This is a genomic window from Psychrobacillus sp. BL-248-WT-3 (assembly GCF_012843435.1).
GTDB lineage: Bacteria > Bacillota > Bacilli > Bacillales_A > Planococcaceae > Psychrobacillus.
On record NZ_JABAFC010000001.1, the window covers coordinates 284,669 to 302,613 of the forward strand.

General features: G+C 39.5%; 18 protein-coding genes. 17 read left to right on the top strand and 1 reads right to left on the bottom strand.

Annotated features, from left to right (window positions below; genetic code table 11):
• Window positions 1-6: 6 nt before the first annotated feature.
• Window positions 7-639, bottom strand: a complete 633-nt coding sequence (locus HF876_RS01460; RefSeq protein WP_240949557.1) for a GntR family transcriptional regulator — start codon at window positions 637-639, stop codon at window positions 7-9.
• A 379-nt stretch (window positions 640-1,018) separates the two neighbouring features.
• On the opposite strand from HF876_RS01460, the gene HF876_RS01465 reads away from it, so the two are divergent.
• From HF876_RS01465 to hpaD, 17 genes are all read left to right on the top strand, one after another.
• Window positions 1,019-1,414 carry a thioesterase family protein gene (locus HF876_RS01465; RefSeq protein ID WP_169358255.1) on the top strand — a complete coding sequence of 132 codons (396 nt, stop codon included), beginning with the start codon at window positions 1,019-1,021 and terminating at the stop codon, window positions 1,412-1,414.
• Between the two features lie 38 nt (window positions 1,415-1,452).
• A complete protein-coding gene (locus HF876_RS01470; protein ID WP_240949559.1) occupies window positions 1,453-2,592 on the top strand; it encodes a Leu/Phe/Val dehydrogenase in 1,140 nt (379 codons plus the stop codon).
• Between the two features lie 20 nt (window positions 2,593-2,612).
• Window positions 2,613-3,668 carry a pyruvate dehydrogenase (acetyl-transferring) E1 component subunit alpha gene (pdhA, locus tag HF876_RS01475; RefSeq protein WP_169358256.1) on the top strand — a complete coding sequence of 352 codons (1,056 nt, stop codon included), beginning with the start codon at window positions 2,613-2,615 and terminating at the stop codon, window positions 3,666-3,668.
• A 3-nt stretch (window positions 3,669-3,671) separates the two neighbouring features.
• Complete coding sequence (locus HF876_RS01480) at window positions 3,672-4,688, top strand: alpha-ketoacid dehydrogenase subunit beta (protein ID WP_169358257.1); 1,017 nt, start codon at window positions 3,672-3,674, stop codon at window positions 4,686-4,688.
• Between the two features lie 12 nt (window positions 4,689-4,700).
• Window positions 4,701-5,903 carry a dihydrolipoamide acetyltransferase family protein gene (locus HF876_RS01485; protein ID WP_169358258.1) on the top strand — a complete coding sequence of 401 codons (1,203 nt, stop codon included), beginning with the start codon at window positions 4,701-4,703 and terminating at the stop codon, window positions 5,901-5,903.
• Window positions 5,904-7,340 (top strand): dihydrolipoyl dehydrogenase family protein, encoded by a 1,437-nt coding sequence (locus tag HF876_RS01490; protein ID WP_169358259.1) that lies wholly within the window; start codon window positions 5,904-5,906, stop codon window positions 7,338-7,340.
• A 68-nt stretch (window positions 7,341-7,408) separates the two neighbouring features.
• Window positions 7,409-8,383 carry an ABC transporter substrate binding protein gene (locus tag HF876_RS01495; protein WP_169358260.1) on the top strand — a complete coding sequence of 325 codons (975 nt, stop codon included), beginning with the start codon at window positions 7,409-7,411 and terminating at the stop codon, window positions 8,381-8,383.
• A 17-nt stretch (window positions 8,384-8,400) separates the two neighbouring features.
• Window positions 8,401-9,447: an ABC transporter permease gene (locus HF876_RS01500; protein WP_169358261.1), complete on the top strand. Its 1,047-nt coding sequence runs from the start codon at window positions 8,401-8,403 to the stop codon at window positions 9,445-9,447.
• Window positions 9,425-10,222 (top strand): ABC transporter ATP-binding protein, encoded by a 798-nt coding sequence (locus HF876_RS01505; RefSeq protein WP_169358262.1) that lies wholly within the window; start codon window positions 9,425-9,427, stop codon window positions 10,220-10,222. Before HF876_RS01500 ends, HF876_RS01505 begins: the two co-directional genes overlap by 23 nt.
• Before the next feature lie 12 nt (window positions 10,223-10,234).
• Window positions 10,235-11,017, top strand: a complete 783-nt coding sequence (locus tag HF876_RS01510) for a fumarylacetoacetate hydrolase family protein (RefSeq protein ID WP_169358263.1) — start codon at window positions 10,235-10,237, stop codon at window positions 11,015-11,017.
• Window positions 11,014-11,772, top strand: a complete 759-nt coding sequence (locus HF876_RS01515) for a fumarylacetoacetate hydrolase family protein (RefSeq protein WP_169358328.1) — start codon at window positions 11,014-11,016, stop codon at window positions 11,770-11,772. The genes HF876_RS01510 and HF876_RS01515 overlap by 4 nt, the downstream gene beginning before the upstream one ends.
• Window positions 11,773-11,790: 18 nt before the next feature.
• Window positions 11,791-12,171, top strand: coding sequence for a 5-carboxymethyl-2-hydroxymuconate Delta-isomerase (locus HF876_RS01520; RefSeq protein ID WP_169358264.1), 381 nt, complete (start codon window positions 11,791-11,793; stop codon window positions 12,169-12,171).
• Window positions 12,172-12,255: 84 nt separating this feature from the next.
• On the top strand, window positions 12,256-13,740 hold the full coding sequence (gene hpaB / locus HF876_RS01525) for a 4-hydroxyphenylacetate 3-monooxygenase, oxygenase component (protein ID WP_169358265.1): 1,485 nt from the start codon (window positions 12,256-12,258) through the stop codon (window positions 13,738-13,740).
• Window positions 13,741-13,788: 48 nt separating this feature from the next.
• Window positions 13,789-14,250, top strand: coding sequence for a flavin reductase (locus HF876_RS01530; RefSeq protein ID WP_169358329.1), 462 nt, complete (start codon window positions 13,789-13,791; stop codon window positions 14,248-14,250).
• A 40-nt stretch (window positions 14,251-14,290) separates the two neighbouring features.
• The gene (gene hpaI / locus HF876_RS01535; protein ID WP_169358266.1) at window positions 14,291-15,217 is read left to right on the top strand and encodes a 2,4-dihydroxyhept-2-ene-1,7-dioic acid aldolase; all 927 of its coding nucleotides are present in this window, start codon (window positions 14,291-14,293) and stop codon (window positions 15,215-15,217) included.
• Between the two features lie 18 nt (window positions 15,218-15,235).
• Window positions 15,236-16,747: a 5-carboxymethyl-2-hydroxymuconate semialdehyde dehydrogenase gene (gene hpaE, locus HF876_RS01540; RefSeq protein WP_169358267.1), complete on the top strand. Its 1,512-nt coding sequence runs from the start codon at window positions 15,236-15,238 to the stop codon at window positions 16,745-16,747.
• 17 nt (window positions 16,748-16,764) lie between these two features.
• Complete coding sequence (gene hpaD / locus HF876_RS01545) at window positions 16,765-17,748, top strand: 3,4-dihydroxyphenylacetate 2,3-dioxygenase (RefSeq protein ID WP_169358268.1); 984 nt, start codon at window positions 16,765-16,767, stop codon at window positions 17,746-17,748.
• The last annotated feature ends 197 nt before the right edge of the window (window positions 17,749-17,945 follow it).

Below are 17,945 nucleotides of genomic sequence, written 5' to 3' on the forward strand. Positions count from 1 at the left end.
GCGAATTTAACTTCTCATTTTAAAGGCATCAAGCGTTTTTAGTTTGTGATTTCTAGCATACTGCTCGATAGAAGAACTGCTCGCCTTATCCTCTAGTAGTTGTATAAGGGTCTCATGTTCTTCAATGGATTGGGGGGTTCTCTTAGGATAAAACGTAAAACCAGCCTGTCTCACTATATCTAGTCGCCCCCATGTTTCTTCAATATTTTTTATTAGTAATTCGTTTGGACAAAATGAGTAAATATGAAAATGGAATTCTCTATTAAGTGCTCCTAGTTTATCTAATTCATAGTTATCAAGCATGATTTTCATTTCTCGGTTAATTTCTTTTAACTTTGTAATACCATCAGCTGTAATGCTTGTGGCGCTAATAGCCGTAGCATAGCCCTCAAGCAAAGCGAGTACTTCCAATGATTCCTTATATAGTTGATTGTCAATTCCTTTGACGATTGCTCCAATATTAGGTTTAAATTCAAGAAGCTTTTCTGATTCGAGCTGATGAATTGCTTCCCTGACGGGAATATGACTAGAGCCGACCTCCTTTGCAATTTGATTGATAATGATTCGTTGACCAGGTGCGTAAGTACCATCTACTATTCTTGTACGAATAACTTTGTAAGCATATTGGCGTTTATTCATATTAGTTTTCATAATAATCGAATTGTATATCATTTAATATATGAAATCAATAAATAGATAGATTATTTAAAAATTACTGAAACAATTTATACAGTTATTTTGTCAAGATACGAACTAAATATAGAAAATAGTGAGATTTATACGCTTCCTATTAGTAGAGTAGAACATAATATCAAATATATATTCTGATAATAAAATAAATTCTGATAAAATATTGTAATAATATATAAAATGATATATGATATTTGTAAATATTTAACGAAATTTCTCCTGCTTGCTCGATAAAAGAAAGGAGTAATTCATTTCATCTACTTGTAAGCGCTTCCAAAAGTGTGATGTGTGTTCCTTAAAAACTAAATGATTAAAGTAGGTGAGTTATATGTTAGAAGGCTTAGAGATTGGGAGTAAAGAGACCATTCAAATCACAGTTACAGAATTGATGTTTGCTGCATTTGAAGGAGAAGTAGTACACCCTGTCTATTCGACGGTGAGTATGACATATCATATGGAATGGGTTTCTAGGAAAATAATTTTACCTTTTTTAAGCGCTGAACAAGAGGGAATGGGAGCTGCAGTTAAGATCAAGCATGTTTCACCCGCTCCTTATGGAAGTCTTGTTACTTTAACTGCTACTGTTACAGAGCTTCGAGACAATAAAGTAATAACAAAAGTGGTAGCTGAGAGTCAAGCTGGTGTTATCGGTCTGGGTGAGGTAACTCAGGTTATTTTGCCAAAGGCTACAATAAAAACAAAATGGAACGAGGCTACAGCGTAAGAATGTACACTGAAATTGCCTAAGGAGGAACTGATCTAATGCTAGCTGAAAGATTATCAATGACAAAAGAATTTGAGCTTTTCGATCGAATGGCTTCTCATGAGCAGGTTGTATTTTGTAATGATCCCACTACTGGCCTACGAGCGATTATCGCTATCCATAATACGACCCTTGGTCCAGCTCTCGGTGGATGTCGAATGCAACCTTATAATAGTGTGGAAGATGCGCTCGAGGATGTTCTAAGGCTTTCAAAAGGTATGACGTATAAGTGTGCAGCAGCAGATGTGGACTTTGGGGGAGGAAAAGCAGTCATTATTGGTGATCCTAAAAAGGATAAATCACCGGAGCTATTCAGAGCATTTGGTCAATTTGTCAATTCACTTGGCGGCCGTTTTTACACAGGTACAGACATGGGCACGACGATGGAAGATTTCATACATGCGATGAAGGAAACTAATTTCATTAATGGACTACCTGAGGCCTATGGTGGTGGAGGGGATTCATCGATCCCAACAGCAGCTGGAGTTATAAATGGATTAAAAGCTACAAATCGAACACTGTTTGGAGATGAAGAACTCGGAACGAAAAGCTATGCAATTCAAGGACTAGGAAAAGTAGGATATAAAGTTGCTGTTAGTTTACTAGAAGCTGGAGCGAACCTTTTTGTAGCTGATATAAATGACGAAAGCCTTCATTCCATTCAGCAGATTTCAGCAAATTTAAAAGGAAACGTAAAGATTGTATCAAATGATGAAATTTACTCTACTGATGCCGACGTTTTTATTCCTTGTGCACATGGTGGGATTATAAATGATATGACGATTCCTAAGTTGAGAGTAAAGGCTATAGTAGGTTCTGCCAACAATCAATTACTAGCAGATCGACATGGAAGAATGCTCAGAGAAAAAGGAATACTATACGCACCAGACTATATCGTCAATGCAGGCGGTCTGATTCAAGTAGCTGATGAGCTATATGGCTTTAACCATGAGCGAGTTCTAGCTAAAACGAAGCAAATATATCATACCTTATTAGAGGTATATAAGGAGGCTTCCCTAACCGGAAATACAACGGAAGAAGCAGCAAATACGATGTGTGAAAAGCGTATTAAGAACAGAAAAGCTCGCAATAACTTTTATTCAGCACCATTAAAGCCAAAGTGGAGTATTCGCAAATAAGTCGTTTGGAGGGAAGCTAAGTGAAGCATAATTATCCTTTAAAAAGAATAATGGATGATGAAGGGACACTACTAGATGAACAATTCAAAGAACAAATTGAGGAAAGCTTAGTCAAAGAACTTTATTTTCACATGCTCCGCATTCGAACGTTCGACCGGAAGGCTATTAACCTACAGAGACAAGGTCGATTAGGAACCTATGCACCATTTGAGGGCCAAGAAGCAGCTCAGGTTGGTAGCGCGCTTGCATTAACGGAAGATGACTGGGTTTTTCCGACCTATCGTGATCATGGGGCAACTTTAACTTTTGGTAAGAGTATGGCCAAAACTTTCTTATACTGGAATGGAAGAATAGAGGGATGCTTATCCCCAAAGAATAGAAACATATTCCCTCCTGCTGTACCAATAGCTACTCAGCTTCCCCATGCAGCTGGAGCAGCCTGGGCAGAAAAAAGAAAGGGCACAAAAAATATAGCAATCGCTTATTTTGGTGATGGTGCTACATCCGAGGGAGATTTCCATGAGGGCTTAAACTTTGCTAGCGTCTTTAAAGTACCTGCTATCTTTTTCAATCAAAACAATGGCTTTGCAATTTCTGTTCCTACTGAAAAACAGATGAATTCAGAAACCATTGCACAAAAAGCAGTGGCTTATGGAATGGCTGGTGTTAGAGTAGATGGAAATGATAGCCTTGCTGTATATTTTGAAACGCTTAAAGCAGTAGAGAAAGCACGAGCAGGGGATGGACCTACCTTAATAGAGGCTGTCACATGGAGAAAAGGTGCTCATACGACTGCAGATGACCCATCCAAATATAGAGATGCTACCATGGGAGACCATGTTGTAGATCCCCTTCTAAGACTGGAGTTATTTATGAAAAACTACGGTTACTGGAATGAAGAATGGTTGCAAGCTACTACTGAAGAGATTAGTAATGAAATAGATGTAGCTATAGAAGAAATGGAAAGTTTTCCAGCTCCAAAAGTAGAAGATGTGTTTAACCATGTGTTTGCCGAAATGCCTGCTCAGCTAACCGAACAAAAAGATGCTTATCTTGCATATTTAGGGAGGCAATGATCAATGACCCAGTTAAAACAATCAAGTGCTTCACAAGAGACAACAAAGCAAATGACATTAATCCAAGCAATAAACGATGGGATGCGCGTTTTACTAGAGGAGGACGAATCTACACTGGTGCTTGGTGAAGATGTTGGTAAAAACGGTGGCGTTTTCCGAGCTACTGAGGGACTCCAAGAAAGGTTCGGTGTTGATAGAGTAATAGACACTCCTCTTTCTGAATCAGGAATAATAGGAACCTCTATTGGATTAGCTGTAAATGGATTTAGACCAATAGCTGAAATTCAGTTTTTAGGGTTTATTTATCCAGCATATGAGCAAATCATGACACATGCTTCGAGAATTCGGATGAGGTCGATGTCTCGTTTTACAGTGCCAATGGTTATTCGTGCACCTTATGGAGCAGGGATACGTGCACCCGAAATACATTCAGACAGCACCGAAATCTTATTTACTCATATGCCTGGTATTAAGGTAGTCTGTCCTTCCAGTCCATATGATGCAAAGGGATTGTTAATAGCTGCAATGGAAGATCCCGATCCAGTTCTTGTCTTAGAGCCTATGAAGAACTATCGATCGGTGAGAGAGGACGTACCAGTAAATAAATATAAAGTGGAAATTGGAAAGGCGAAGGTTGTCCAAGAAGGGGCAGATGTAACCCTTATTGCTTGGGGAGCAATGGTTTCAATCGCCCAAAAAGCTGCTGAGCTAGCAGGAAAAAAAGGAATACATTGCGAAATAATAGATTTACGTACGCTTTATCCATTAGATCGGGAAGCAATCGCCAAATCTGTGCAAAAAACAACTAGAGCAGTAATCATTCATGAAGCTCATCCTACAGGTGGGTTAGGTAATGACATCGTATCTATTATTAACGATACCTCATTCTTATATTTGCGAGCACCTGTTGAGAGAATTACAGGTTTTGATGTTCCTGTTCCATTCTTTACTTTAGAAGAGCATTATCTACCTACTCCCGCTAGAGTGATGGAGGGGATTGATAAAGTAATTCATTTTTAAGGAGGGTTTTGAATGATTGATGTGAAATTACATGATATAGGAGAAGGAATGACTGAAGGAGAGGTTATCCACTATTTAGTTAAAGTGGGTGATAGGGTGCAAACGGACCAGCCTTTAGTTGAAGTCCAAACAGATAAAATGGTTGCTGAACTTACCTCTCCTTGTACTGGTATTGTCAAAGAGATTCGAATTGCTGCTGGAGAAATGGTAAAAGTAGGTACCAGTCTTCTTTCCTTAGAAAGTGAGGGCGGAGGGGGTTCCTCAACCGAGCAGTATTCAAAGGATATATCAGTAGAGACTAGCAGTAACCAGCCCTTAAAAGAAGATAAATCCTTAGAGTTTACTTATAAGAGAATACTAGCTACGCCTTACACAAGAAAAATAGCTAGGGAACATAACATCAATTTAGAGGATGTGACCCCTTCAGATCCTTCAGGAAGAATTACAGAAGAGGACGTTATGAGGTTTATAGATAATAAAACAGAGAAGAAGATTATACCTGAGAAGATTGTTGTCCAGACGCAACCAGATGAAATACCTTATAAAGGAATTAGAAAAAAGATTGCTGAAAATATGAAGAAATCACTCTTTACCATCCCACACGTAACCCATTTTGACGAAGTGAATATGACTAATCTATTAGAAATGAAGGCACAGATGAAAGCCACTGGTCATTCCATAAGTATTCCAGCCTTTCTCTTGAAAGCACTTGTCATTTCCTTAAAGGATTTTCCGATATTCAATGCCGAGCTTGACGAAGAAAATAGTCGGATACTCCTCAAGAAAAGCTATCACATAGGCATAGCCACCAACACAGAAAACGGACTGATTGTCCCTGTACTCCACGATACCGATAAAAAATCTCTCATACAAATAAATCAAGAAATAAAAGAATTAACACAAAAGGCCATAGCAGGAAAGCTTCAACCATCAGAAATGCAAAACAGCACATTTACAGTTAGTAATGTAGGACCTTTAGGCAGCATAGCCGCCACTCCTATTATCAATTATCCAGAGACTGCATTAATCGCTTTTCATAAGACTAAAAAACAGCCAATCGTTAATGCGCAGGATGAGATTGTTATTGGACACATCATGAATCTATCCATGTCATTTGATCACCGCGTAGCAGACGGTGCAACTGCAATTGCATTCACGAATCGTTTTTCAAGTTTAATCGAACATCCACATAAACTAATTTTGGAGATGATTTAGATGGTTGTAGGAGAAATAAGCCATAAACGAAATCTGATCATTATTGGGGGTGGACCAGGAGGATACAGCGCGGCTATACGAGGTGCTCAGCTTGGCCTTTCCGTTACTTTAATTGAGCAAAAAAACCTGGGAGGAGTGTGCTTAAACGAGGGTTGTATACCTTCAAAGGTTTATACTTTTGCAGGCTCGAAACGTTCCGAGTTGGATCAGCTAGCTATGATTGGTATTGGTGCGGATCGAAGAGATATAGATATCCAGAGATTGCTTGAATATCAAAAGGATGTAATCGGACAGCTGAGGTCAGGTGTAGAGAGGCTTTGCCAGGCGAATAAGGTAGAAATCGTTCAAGGGAAAGCTACGTTTATAGCAAAGCATAAAATTGGTGTGGAAAATGGTCACCAATTCGATATGTATGAGTTTGACCAAGTAATTATCGCTACGGGCAGTAAAAATATACTTCCTAGCTATATAAAATCTACGGGTCCTCATGTGCTATATCCGTTTGAGTTTTTTCAACTAAGCAAGCTGCCTGAACATGCAATCATTGATGGTCAAGACTATATTGCCCTAGAAGCGGCCTCATGCTTTGCAGCGCTTGGCACACAAGTTACCTTATTAATAGATTCCGATACTGGGCTACCTTTTGATGAATCGGTCAATAAGGAGTTATTAAGAATATTTAAAAAGAGAAAAATAAAAGTAATAGAGAAAAAAGAGACTATTGGTACTCAGAATGATATAAACGGTATCTCTGTTACGGTGTTAACCAATCAGCATAAAGAATTGACAATTGAAGCTTCTTATTTAGTCGTGCCTGAGCTTAGGGTCTCAAACATAGAAGAGCTTGGGTTGAAGCGTCTGGGCATGGAGTTAGATGTAAATGGATTTATCCAAGTAAATAATCGTTTGGAAACTTCTATCAATAACATATATGCAGTTGGAGATGTAACAGGTGGTCCACTGCTTGCTTGGAAGGCTATCAAGCAAGGAAAAGCGGCAGTATCATTCATAGCTGGAGAAAAACCAGAGGTGGACTTAACAATCGTACCCACTTGTGCTCATACAATCCCCCCGGTAGTATCTGTTGGTTTAACGGAACAACAGGCAAATAACCTGGGACTTTCTGTACGTACAAGTAGATTTTCCCTTGGCAGTAATGGTTATTCCACAATTACTGGGAAAAGAGATGGATTTATAAAGGTAATCTCTGATTCTACGACCGAAGTAATTCAAGGAATTCATATGATTGGCGATGGCGCTATCGAATTGTCAGGCTCCTTTTTACAACTATTAGAGATGGCTGCGAAGGAGGAGGATATAAAATTTCCAAATTACGTGCACCCAGGCATAAATGAGGCACTACTGGAATCTGTGGAAGGATTGCTTGGACAAGCGATTCATCTAGCTCCAGTAAAGAAGGAAGTGGTAATTGGTTAAATTACGGCTGTAAACTATTTTACCAGAAGCTTGTTATATAACTAAAAGAGTCGGAGGGGGAAATAAACGTGAAGAAGAGATGGAAGAGTCTTTTAACTGTATTAGCTAGTGCATCCTTGTTACTTGCTGCCTGTGGAGATGAGGTAGATGAAGCTTCTTCGTCCAAAACCTATAATATTGGAGTTACTCAAATTGCGGAGCATCCATCCTTAAATGCAGCTTATGACGGCTTTAAAAAGGCTTTAGAGGATGCAGGGATCGAGGCAGAATACGAGTTTCAAAATGCGCAAGGAGACGGTAATAATAACACAACTATAGCTACAAACTTAGTTAGCTCCAATGTAGATTTGATCTTTGCAAACTCAACAGGAAGTGCTCAAGCTGCACTTAGTGCAACGCAGGACATTCCGATTGTATTTACATCTGTTACAGATGCAGTTGGTGCAGAGCTAGTCGAATCGATGGAAAAGCCAGGTGGTAATGTCACGGGTACTATTGATTCCCACCCGGACGCTATTGCTAATACTATGAAATTTTTAAAAGAAGAGCTTGGTGCAACGAAAGTAGGAATGGTATTTAACTCCGGAGAACAAAATTCACGCTCTCAGGTAGATTCCGTTAAAGAGTTATTGGAAGACATGGATATGACGGTTGTAGAAGCCTCTGTAGCTACAACTGCCGATGTAAAACAAGCAACGGAATCACTTATAGGAAAAGTCGATTCTATGTATATTATTACAGATAACACAGTTGTTTCCGCTCTAGAGTCGGTAATCTCGGTAGCAAATGAAAATAAAATTCCTGTGATGGTGGGAGAATTTGATTCGGTTAAGCGTGGTGGCTTAGGAGCATATGGATTTGAATACTTCGATATTGGTTATGAGGCTGGTCAGATGGCAGTCAAAATATTAAAAGGTGAAAGTAAGCCTGCTGATATCCCTGTTCAAGTACCTCAAAAGCTTAAGCTAATTATGAACAAAGAAACTGCAGATACAATCGGTGTTGATATTAAAGACGAGTGGAAAGCTGAAATGAGCGAATAACGAGGAGGTGATTCTTTATGTTTTCAGCAGTATTCGGCTCAATGGAACAAGGAATCATTTATGCGATTATGGCACTTGGAGTGTATATCTCATTCCGAGTGCTAGATTTTCCAGATCTGACGGTTGACGGTAGCTTTGTTATAGGGGCAGGGACTGCCGCTACGATGATTATACTTGGGTATCATCCAGTTTTGGCAACAACTATGGCTATATTAGCAGGCTTTATAGCAGGTTGTATGACTGGGTTGCTGCATACGAAGGGTAAGATAAACCCCCTTCTATCTGGAATATTAATGATGATTGCATTGTACTCGATTAATTTAAGAATTATGGGACTCACCTCTGAAAACTCTATAGGTCGTCCTAATATTCCACTGTTGAATGCGGAAACCCTTTTTGTTCAGTTCCAATCATTTTGGAGTGGGCTTGGCATAGATTCCGCTCTTAATAGCTTTTTGCAAATGCTTGGAGTAGAAAGAGTTCCATCTACATGGGGAACCATTTTTCTTATGGCTATAGTAGTAATCCTTATTAAAATCATCGTAGATTGGTTTTTAAAGACCGAGATAGGCTTAGCGATCAGAGCTACTGGTGACAATAAGAAAATGATCCGCAGTCTATCAGCCAATACAGATACTTTAATCATTATAGGTCTTGGTTTTTCTAATGCCCTTGTTGCTTTCTCAGGGGCCTTAATCGCGCAGTACGCTAAATTTGCAGATATTGGCCTTGGGATTGGGATGATTGTCATTGGTCTTGCTTCGGTGATTATTGGGGAAGCTATTTTTGGAACAAAAACGATTGTCCGTACAACATTAGCTGTAATAGCTGGAGCGATAATTTATCGTATCGTACTTGCACTGGCTCTCCGTTTAAACTTTTTGGATACAGGTGATATGAAGCTTATCACCGCGGTAATTGTTATAGGAGCATTAGTGCTACCACAGTTTTTAGAAAAGAAAAGAGAGAAAAATAGAAAGGCAAAGCGACATTCTGAAAGACTTCGAGAAAACCAATCCTTATTGAAGGAGGGGCCAGCTATTGTTAAAGCTCAATCAGATTAATAAGCTTTTTAATGAAGCAACACCAGATGAAAAGGTAGCATTAGACCAAATTAACCTTGAGCTCCGTCCGGGTGACTTTATGACAGTCATTGGCAGTAACGGAGCAGGTAAATCAACTATGCTTAATATGATATCGGGCGCTCTATCTCCAGATTTCGGAACAATAGAGATTGAAAAAAAAGATGTTACGAAGATGCCTGAATATAAACGCTCTCAAATGATTGGTCGAGTTTTTCAGGACCCGATGGCTGGTACCGCTCCGACGATGACTATTGAGGAAAATCTTGCGATGGCCTATTCAAGAAATAAAAAAAGAAGTCTCAAAATTGGTGTCGATAAAAAAAGGCGTGAATTTTTTCGGACCTCTCTTGAAACGTTACATCTCAACTTAGAAAATCGACTAAATGCAAAAGTCGGGTTGCTGTCTGGTGGAGAAAGGCAGGCACTTTCCTTATTAATGGCAACCTTTACAAAGCCGGCCATTTTACTTTTAGATGAGCATACAGCAGCACTCGATCCTTCCAGGGCAGAACTCATTACGAGTTTAACAAAGGAACTGGTGGAAAAGGATAAGTTGACGACGTTGATGATCACGCATAATATGCAGCAGGCTTTAGATTTAGGTAATCGATTAATAATGATGGATAAAGGTCAAATCATTTTACAAATAGATGCCGAGGAGAAAAGAACTTTAACAATTAATAAGCTTATGGATGAATTCCAACGAATCCGGGGAGAGAAGTTAACAAGTGATAAAGCATTGTTATCGGTTTAAGGAGGTATGCAGATGAATTCAGCAAGCATAAAGCTTCGTCATCTAAACGCGTTAAAAACAGTTGAGGTGGATCCTGTAACTAATTCGTTTTACTTAAATGGACAAAGAAATGGGCTAAAGGATTACCCTGTTGCTTCACCCGTTTGTGGGACAGTGTACGGAACTATACTTAACTATAAAGAAGATCTCACAGCTATAGAAGAGCAGCTTCATCAAAAACCTTATGCTGCTCCTCCTAACGCACCTATCTTGTATATAAAACCGGCAAATACAATCAATTTTCATGGTGCTCCTATTCCTATGCCAAAGGGGTTCTCTACACTAGAAGTTGGAGCATCGTTAGGAGTAGTTATCGGTAAGAAGGCAATTGCTATAAAAAAAGAGGATGCATTTTCTTATATTGCTGGTTACACGATTGTAAATGATGTCAGTATTCCACACGATAGTATTTTCCGACCAGCGGTGCCATACAAGGCAAGGGATGGTTTTTGTGCCATTGGACCTTGGATTATAGATGCCAAAAATATTATGGATCCAAATTCCTTTACGATAAAGGTCTATATAAACAATGAACTCCGGTTAGAAAAAAACACGTCTACTCTAGTGCGCCCAATTGCTAGATTGCTAGAAGAAATAACGGAGTTTATGACGTTAGACGTTGGGGACCTCCTACTGGTCGGAATTCCTACAGCTTCTCCTAAAGTACACGTAGGAGATCAGATCAGAATTGATATAAGCGAAATAGGATCATTAGAAAACTATATGATGGATGAGGAAGAGGGGTGTTTCCTATAAAAAGAGCTAGAGTTGCATATGGTGGTGCTATTTATAATGCAAGTGAATATGACGCTAGTCTTCAGCTTGAGGATGGTAGGATTGTGAACCAGGATGAGGTTACATGGTTAACACCCCTTAACCCGCGAACAACGTTTGCTTTAGGTCTTAACTATGCCGATCATGCTGCAGAATTAGCTTTTGATGCCCCTTCTGAACCTCTTATCTTTCTAAAGGGACCTAATACATTTGTAGGTCATAACGGGTTTACCAGACGACCATCAGATATAACTTACATGCATTACGAATGCGAGCTTGCTGTTGTAATCGGTAAAAAAGGCAGATATGTAAAAAAAGAAGACGCTTACGACTATGTGAAAGGCTATAGTATAGCAAATGATTATGCATTTAGAGATTATCTTGAGAACTATTACCGACCAAATCTTCGTGTGAAAAATAGGGATGGCTGTACTCCGCTTGGACCATGGTTAGTGGATAAGGAGGACATTTCAGATCCAATGAATCTTCCATTATATACGTACGTTAATGACAAGCTCGTTCAAAAGGGTAATACGAAGGATATGATATTTGATATTCCAACACTTATTGAATATATCAGTAGCTTTATGACCTTAACTGAAAATGATGTCATTTTAACCGGGACACCTAAAGGCTCGGTGGATACTAAAGTGGGCGATCATATTGTGACCGAAATTGAAGGAATTGGTCGCCTAGCAAATACTATTATAGGTGATGAGACATTCATGAAGAGTTAATACGGGAGGGGAATTGATTTGCCTCATTTTATTGTAGAGTACACAGACAACTTAAAGGAAGACATTAATGTGGAGCAGCTATTAAAAGATGTTCATCAAATACTTATAGCTAGAAATGATACATTCCCAATTGGAGGAATAAGGTCGAGAGCAATAGAGCTAACAGACTATCGAGTGGCTGATGGGTTAGAGGATGATGCATTTGTACATGCCACATTAAAGATTGCTGCAGGTAGGTCTGAAGAAATCAAGGCAGAAGTATGTGACGCTATATTCGAGGTTATTAAAGCTCACTTCGATGAAACGATGAATAAAAGATATTTAGCACTGTCTATGGAATTGGTTGAATTTAGTGATTCAGGAACATACAAACAGAACAATATTCATTCTCGTTTTTAAATATCGTCATGCTTTAAATCATATATTATTTCATATATTTTCGTTTATTTTGTTCAGAAAATTCGGATTTAGGAGGTAGTAATTATGGGTGCTCGAACAGGGAAGGAATACATCCAAGGTGTGAAGGATCGTCAAACAGAGGTGTGGATTCACGGAGAAAAAGTAGAGGATGTGACTACTCATCCAGCTTTTAAAAACGTGGTAGAAAGTGTAGCGGGTTTATATGATCTCCAGCATGAAAAACCAGAGAAAATGTTATACAAATCACCAACTACCGGAGATAAGGTGGGGCTTTCCTTTATCGCACCGAAAACAAAGGAAGATTTGTTTAAAAGAAGAGAAATGCATAGTGAATGGGCAGCTTTTTCGGGTGGAATGATGGGTCGTTCACCTGATTATTTAAACACGAGCATTATGGCGTTTGGAACAGCAAGTAAGTTCTTTGCACAGGAGGGCGGCGGGAGTAAGCAATTTGCTAAAAATGCAGAAGATTATTATGAATATGCGAGAGAGAACGACATCAGTCTTACGCATACACTTATTCATCCGCAGGTGAACCGATCCATGCTGACACAATCGGAACAAAAGGACCCTTTCTTATCTGCACGTATTACTAAAAAGACGACAGATGGAATTATCATAAACGGTTGTCGCCTTCTAGCTACCTTAGGGGGAATAACGGATGAATTAGTCGTCTTCCCATCTACTATAAATCGAACTCCCGGTACAGTGGACGATCCATTTGCCTTTGCATTTGCTATTCCAAACAACACGCCAGGCTTAAAATTTCTCTCTCGCGAATCTTTTGATTATGGAAAGAGTAAATGGGACCATCCACTAGGTGCTAGATTTGATGAAAGTGATGCGATTATATCGTTCGAGGATGTTTTAGTGCCTTGGGAGAGAGTCTTTGTTTGTGAAAGCACCGATATTTGTAATCGTACGTATGCAGAAACGAATGCCGTTATTCATATGACGCATCAAGTAATCTCTAAAAACGTTGTGAAAACTGAATTTATCCTAGGTGTAGTTATTAGCATGATGGAGGCCATTGGTATCGATAAGTTCATGCATGTAAAGGAAAAGGCTAGTGAAATCATGGTGATTCTAGAGGTGATGCGCTCTCACTTATACCGAGCAGAGCATAACGCAAAGATAGACCAATATGGCAATATGACTCCAGACTTCGAACCGTTGAATGCCGCTCGAAACTGGTTCCCTAAAATGTACCAGCGTATGAATGAAATTATCAAAATTTTAGGTGCCTCAGGATTAATGGCATTGCCAACTGAAGCAGACTTTAGCAACGATGATGTAGGTTCTTTAGTACATCGCTATACTCAGGGTGCAAATATAAATGGGGAAGAACGTGTGCAGCTGTTCCGTTTAGGCTGGGATATATCCATCAGTGCATTTGGAAATCGACAAGCTCTATATGAATATTATTTCTTTGGAGATCCGGTTCGTATGTCCAATGCTTATTATGATAACTTCAATAAACAACCGTATAAGGATATGGTGACTAGCTTTCTAAATAGAGCCAAAAAGGAAGCAGGCATACTTTCATAGTAAAGATTTTCATAAAGGAGTGTATCCATGCAACAGCTTAAAAATGAAATAGATAATCAGTTATTCCGAACGATAATGGGCAGCTTTGCAACTGGAGTTACGGTAATTACTACACAAGTAGAGAACGAAGTTTATGGCATGACAGCGAATGCATTCATGTCAGTTTCTCTAGAGCCTAAGCTAGTGGCTATAAGCATAGGAGACCAAGCTAAAATGCATTCTTATATAAACTCATCTAAACGATTTGCCATCAATATTTTGACTGCTAACCAACTGGAGCTTTCGAAGCAGTTTGCCGGGCAGTTGAATTCGAACCTGGAAGTAGCATTTGATTACTATCAGGAGCACCCTATTTTAAAGAACTCACTTGCAGTTATCACATGTGAGTTGTTTAACCAAATAGACGCAGGCGATCATACTATTTTCATCGGAAAAGTAATAGGGGTAAAGCACGAACCAAGTGAGCCTCTCTTGTTTTTTGGAGGTAAATACCAAGAGTTAAACAAATAGTTGGAGGAAGAAAATAAAGGGTTGAAAGGAGTCGAATAAAATGGCGTATGAAGAAGAAAAAAAGAAGCTAAGAGGTTCTATTTGTCCTGTAGTTACTCCCTTTACAGAAAATGGAGAAATAGATGAGGAATCCTTTAAGAACCTTATCCATTGGCAAATAGAAAGTGGGAGTCACGGTATATCTGTGACGGGTACAAGTGGGGAACCAAGCTCATTAACCATTAATGAACGTAAAAGAGTAATGAAGCTAGCCAGTGAAACAATTGCTGGGCGAGTATTTTTTGCACCTGGTACAGGTTCAACCAACCACGACGAAACAATGGAGCTTACTAAGTATGCAGAGGAATTAGGCGCTGATGCTGCTATGGTAATTGTTCCCTATTATAATAAGCCAAATCAGGAAGCCTTATATACACACTTCAAAGTAGTTGCAGACTCTGTGAAAATCCCAATTATTATCTATAACATTCCAGGCAGATCTGCAGTAAATATGGAAGTCGGTACGATGAAGAGACTAGTTGAAGCTTGTCCAAACATTGTTGGAGTAAAGGAGGCCAATAAGGATTTTGAGCATGTAAATCGAGTCCTATTAAACTGTGGAAGAGATTTTCTTCTTTATTCAGGAATAGAGCTTCTATGTTACCCAATGCTTGCTATTGGCGGTGCAGGCTTTATTAGCGCGACGGCTAATGTAGAGCCTGCTAAAGTAGCGGAGCTTTACAATGCTTGGACAGCTGGAGATGTGGAGAGGGCTCAGGGTCTACATTTCGAACTAATGCCTTTGAACGATGCGTTATTTAGAGATACGAATCCTGCTCCGGCAAAGGTAGCCTTAGGGATGATGGGGAAGATAAACCCTAAACTGCGTCTTCCATTAGGTCCACCTTCACAAGCTGTAAAGGATGAAGTGCGACAGACTTTAATAGAATTAGATATTCTGCCGAAAGAAACTGCCCAACAATTTTAATGAAAGAAGGTGATGAACATGGTGTCTTCTCATGAGTTAATGTCACTCAAGCATGAAACCCAACAAAGCATTTCCCTCTATATAAACGGTGAATTTACGTCTGCAGCTAGTGGTGCCACCTTCATCAACATGAATCCTTTTACGAACGAGCAAATCAATACAGTCTCGGAAGGTCAAAAGGAAGATATAGATAAAGCCGTTGCAGCAGCTCGTGATGCTTTTGACAATGGTCCATGGAAAACAATGAAGTTAAGTAAAAGGTTGTCTTATATTTATCGTATTGCAGACCTTATTGACGAGGAGGTTGAACGAATCGCATATTTAGAGGCTTTAGACACCGGTTTGCCAATAAGCCAAACAAGAAAAATGGTAAACCGTGCCTCTGAAAACTTTCGCTTTTATGCAAGAATGGTTGAGAGTCGTCTGGTAGGCGATGTCTATCAGGTGGATGACGAATTTGTCAATTATACGATACATGCCCCTGTAGGTGTAGCCGGCTTAATAACTCCATGGAATGCACCTTTCATGCTTGAGACATGGAAGATTGCTCCAGCCCTTGCTACAGGAAATACAGTAGTCCTAAAGCCGGCAGAGCTTTCTCCTTTATCGGCAAATCTATTGGCAGAGGTTATTCATAAGGCAGATTTACCAAAAGGAGTCTTTAATGTGGTTCACGGTAAGGGAGAGGTAGCTGGTGATGCTTTAGTTAAGCACCCAGACGTACAGCTCATTTCGTTTACCGGGGAGACTATAACTGGATCTACTATTATAAAAAATAGTGCAGACACCTTGAAGAGCTGTTCCATGGAGCTAGGCGGCAAATCTCCAATAATTGTTTTTGAGGATGCTGATTTCGAGCGAGCACTAGACGCCTGTGTATGGGGTATATTTTCCTTTAATGGAGAACGCTGTACGGCTAATTCTCGATTATTCGTCCAAGAAAGCATAAAAGACAGATTTATAGATGCATTAAAAAAGAGAGTTGCTAATATCAAAGTGGGAGACCCTTTAAATGACCTGACGGAGGTTGGTCCTCTTATTGATCGAGGTCACTATAACAAGGTACGTGGCTATATAGACATAGCACGTGAAGAAGGTACTGAGGTAATCTCAGGACATATTCCAGCTGAATTTTCCAAAGGAAATTTTGTGCCTCCAACATTAATTTTAAATGCTCATAACCAAATGCGGGTTGCTAAAGAAGAAATATTCGGCCCTGTTCTAATTGCTATGTCGTTCAAAAATGAAGAAGAAGTCATTAAGCTTGCGAATGACACTGATTATGGATTGGCAGGTTATGTGTGGACGAACGATATTAAACGTGGACATCGTGTAGCACATAAAGTGGACGCAGGAATGCTATGGGTAAATGCCCAAAACGTTCGAGATCTTAGAACTCCTTTTGGAGGGACGAAGTATTCTGGCATAGGCAGAGAAGGTGGGCATTACAGCTTTGATTTTTACACGGAGCATAAAATTATTCACGTATCAATTGCTGACCATCATATCCAGCAATTCGGAAAACAATAGAAAGGAGGAGAAGGCCATTGGATTTTTCCATTATACGTATCGCTCGCACAGTGCTACATGTTAAGGATTTAGAGCTATCTCGTAAATTCTATGTAGATGGGTTGGGGATGATAGAAACTGAGAGAGATGATAGGCATGTCTATCTAAGAGGATTAGAAGAGCATTGTCATCACAGTCTGTTACTAAAAAAAGCCGAAAAATCAGTTGTGGAAGTGCTAAGCTACAAGGTGATGAAGGAAGAAGATTTGGAGCACATTGAAAAATTATTCAAGGCTAAAGGACTTAAAACGAAGTGGATGCCTAAAGGAAATCAGTATGCTATCGGTAGAACGCTTAGAGTTCACGACATTTCGGGTATTCCGCTAGAATTTTTTGCAGAAATGCCTACCGTGGATCGGATGCTTCAAAAATACGACCTATATCGTGGTGCAAAAATTCAGCGAATAGATCACGTCAATTGTGCTGTACCAAATGTGCAAAAAGCCTATGACTTTTATGTGAAGAGTTTAGGATTTTCTTGTTCCGAATATACAGAAACGGAGGATGGAGACCTCTGGGCTGCTTGGTTATTCCGAAAGCCTACAGTTCATGATCAAGCGTTCATGAGTGGGCCAGGGCCTAAGCTCCATCATTTTGCGTATACTTTATCTGACCGGTTGAGCGTACTCGACTGCTGTGATGTGTTGGCTAGTATGGGCTATGCGGATTGTATCGAGCGCGGACCAGGTCGACATGGATTATCTAATGCATTCTTTCTATATTTAAGAGATCCAGATGGTCATCGTATAGAGTTATATACAGGAGACTATTTGACTTGCGACCCAGATATGAAGCCAAAGCGTTGGGATTTAAATGATCCTCTACGTCAAACATTCTGGGGACATCAGGCACCAGACAAATGGTTCAATGAAACTAGCACATTTATTGATATTGAGACAGGCGAAGAAATAAATAGCGAAGAACCAAAGCTTGAGCAACGAAAACCGAAAATTTTAGTATAAATATGGATTCATCTGAGATTAGTGCAGATGTTATTTTTAGACTGTAGATAGACACCTTGAATATTGGTGTTTACCTATAGTCTTTCATCTTTTATATAGAAATTAAGTGAGGAAGTTTCACTTTCGCTATCAGCGGTATTTTTTCCAAGGAAAGGCTTTAGTTGCTTCTCTTTCTGATGTTACTAGGGTCTTCGGCT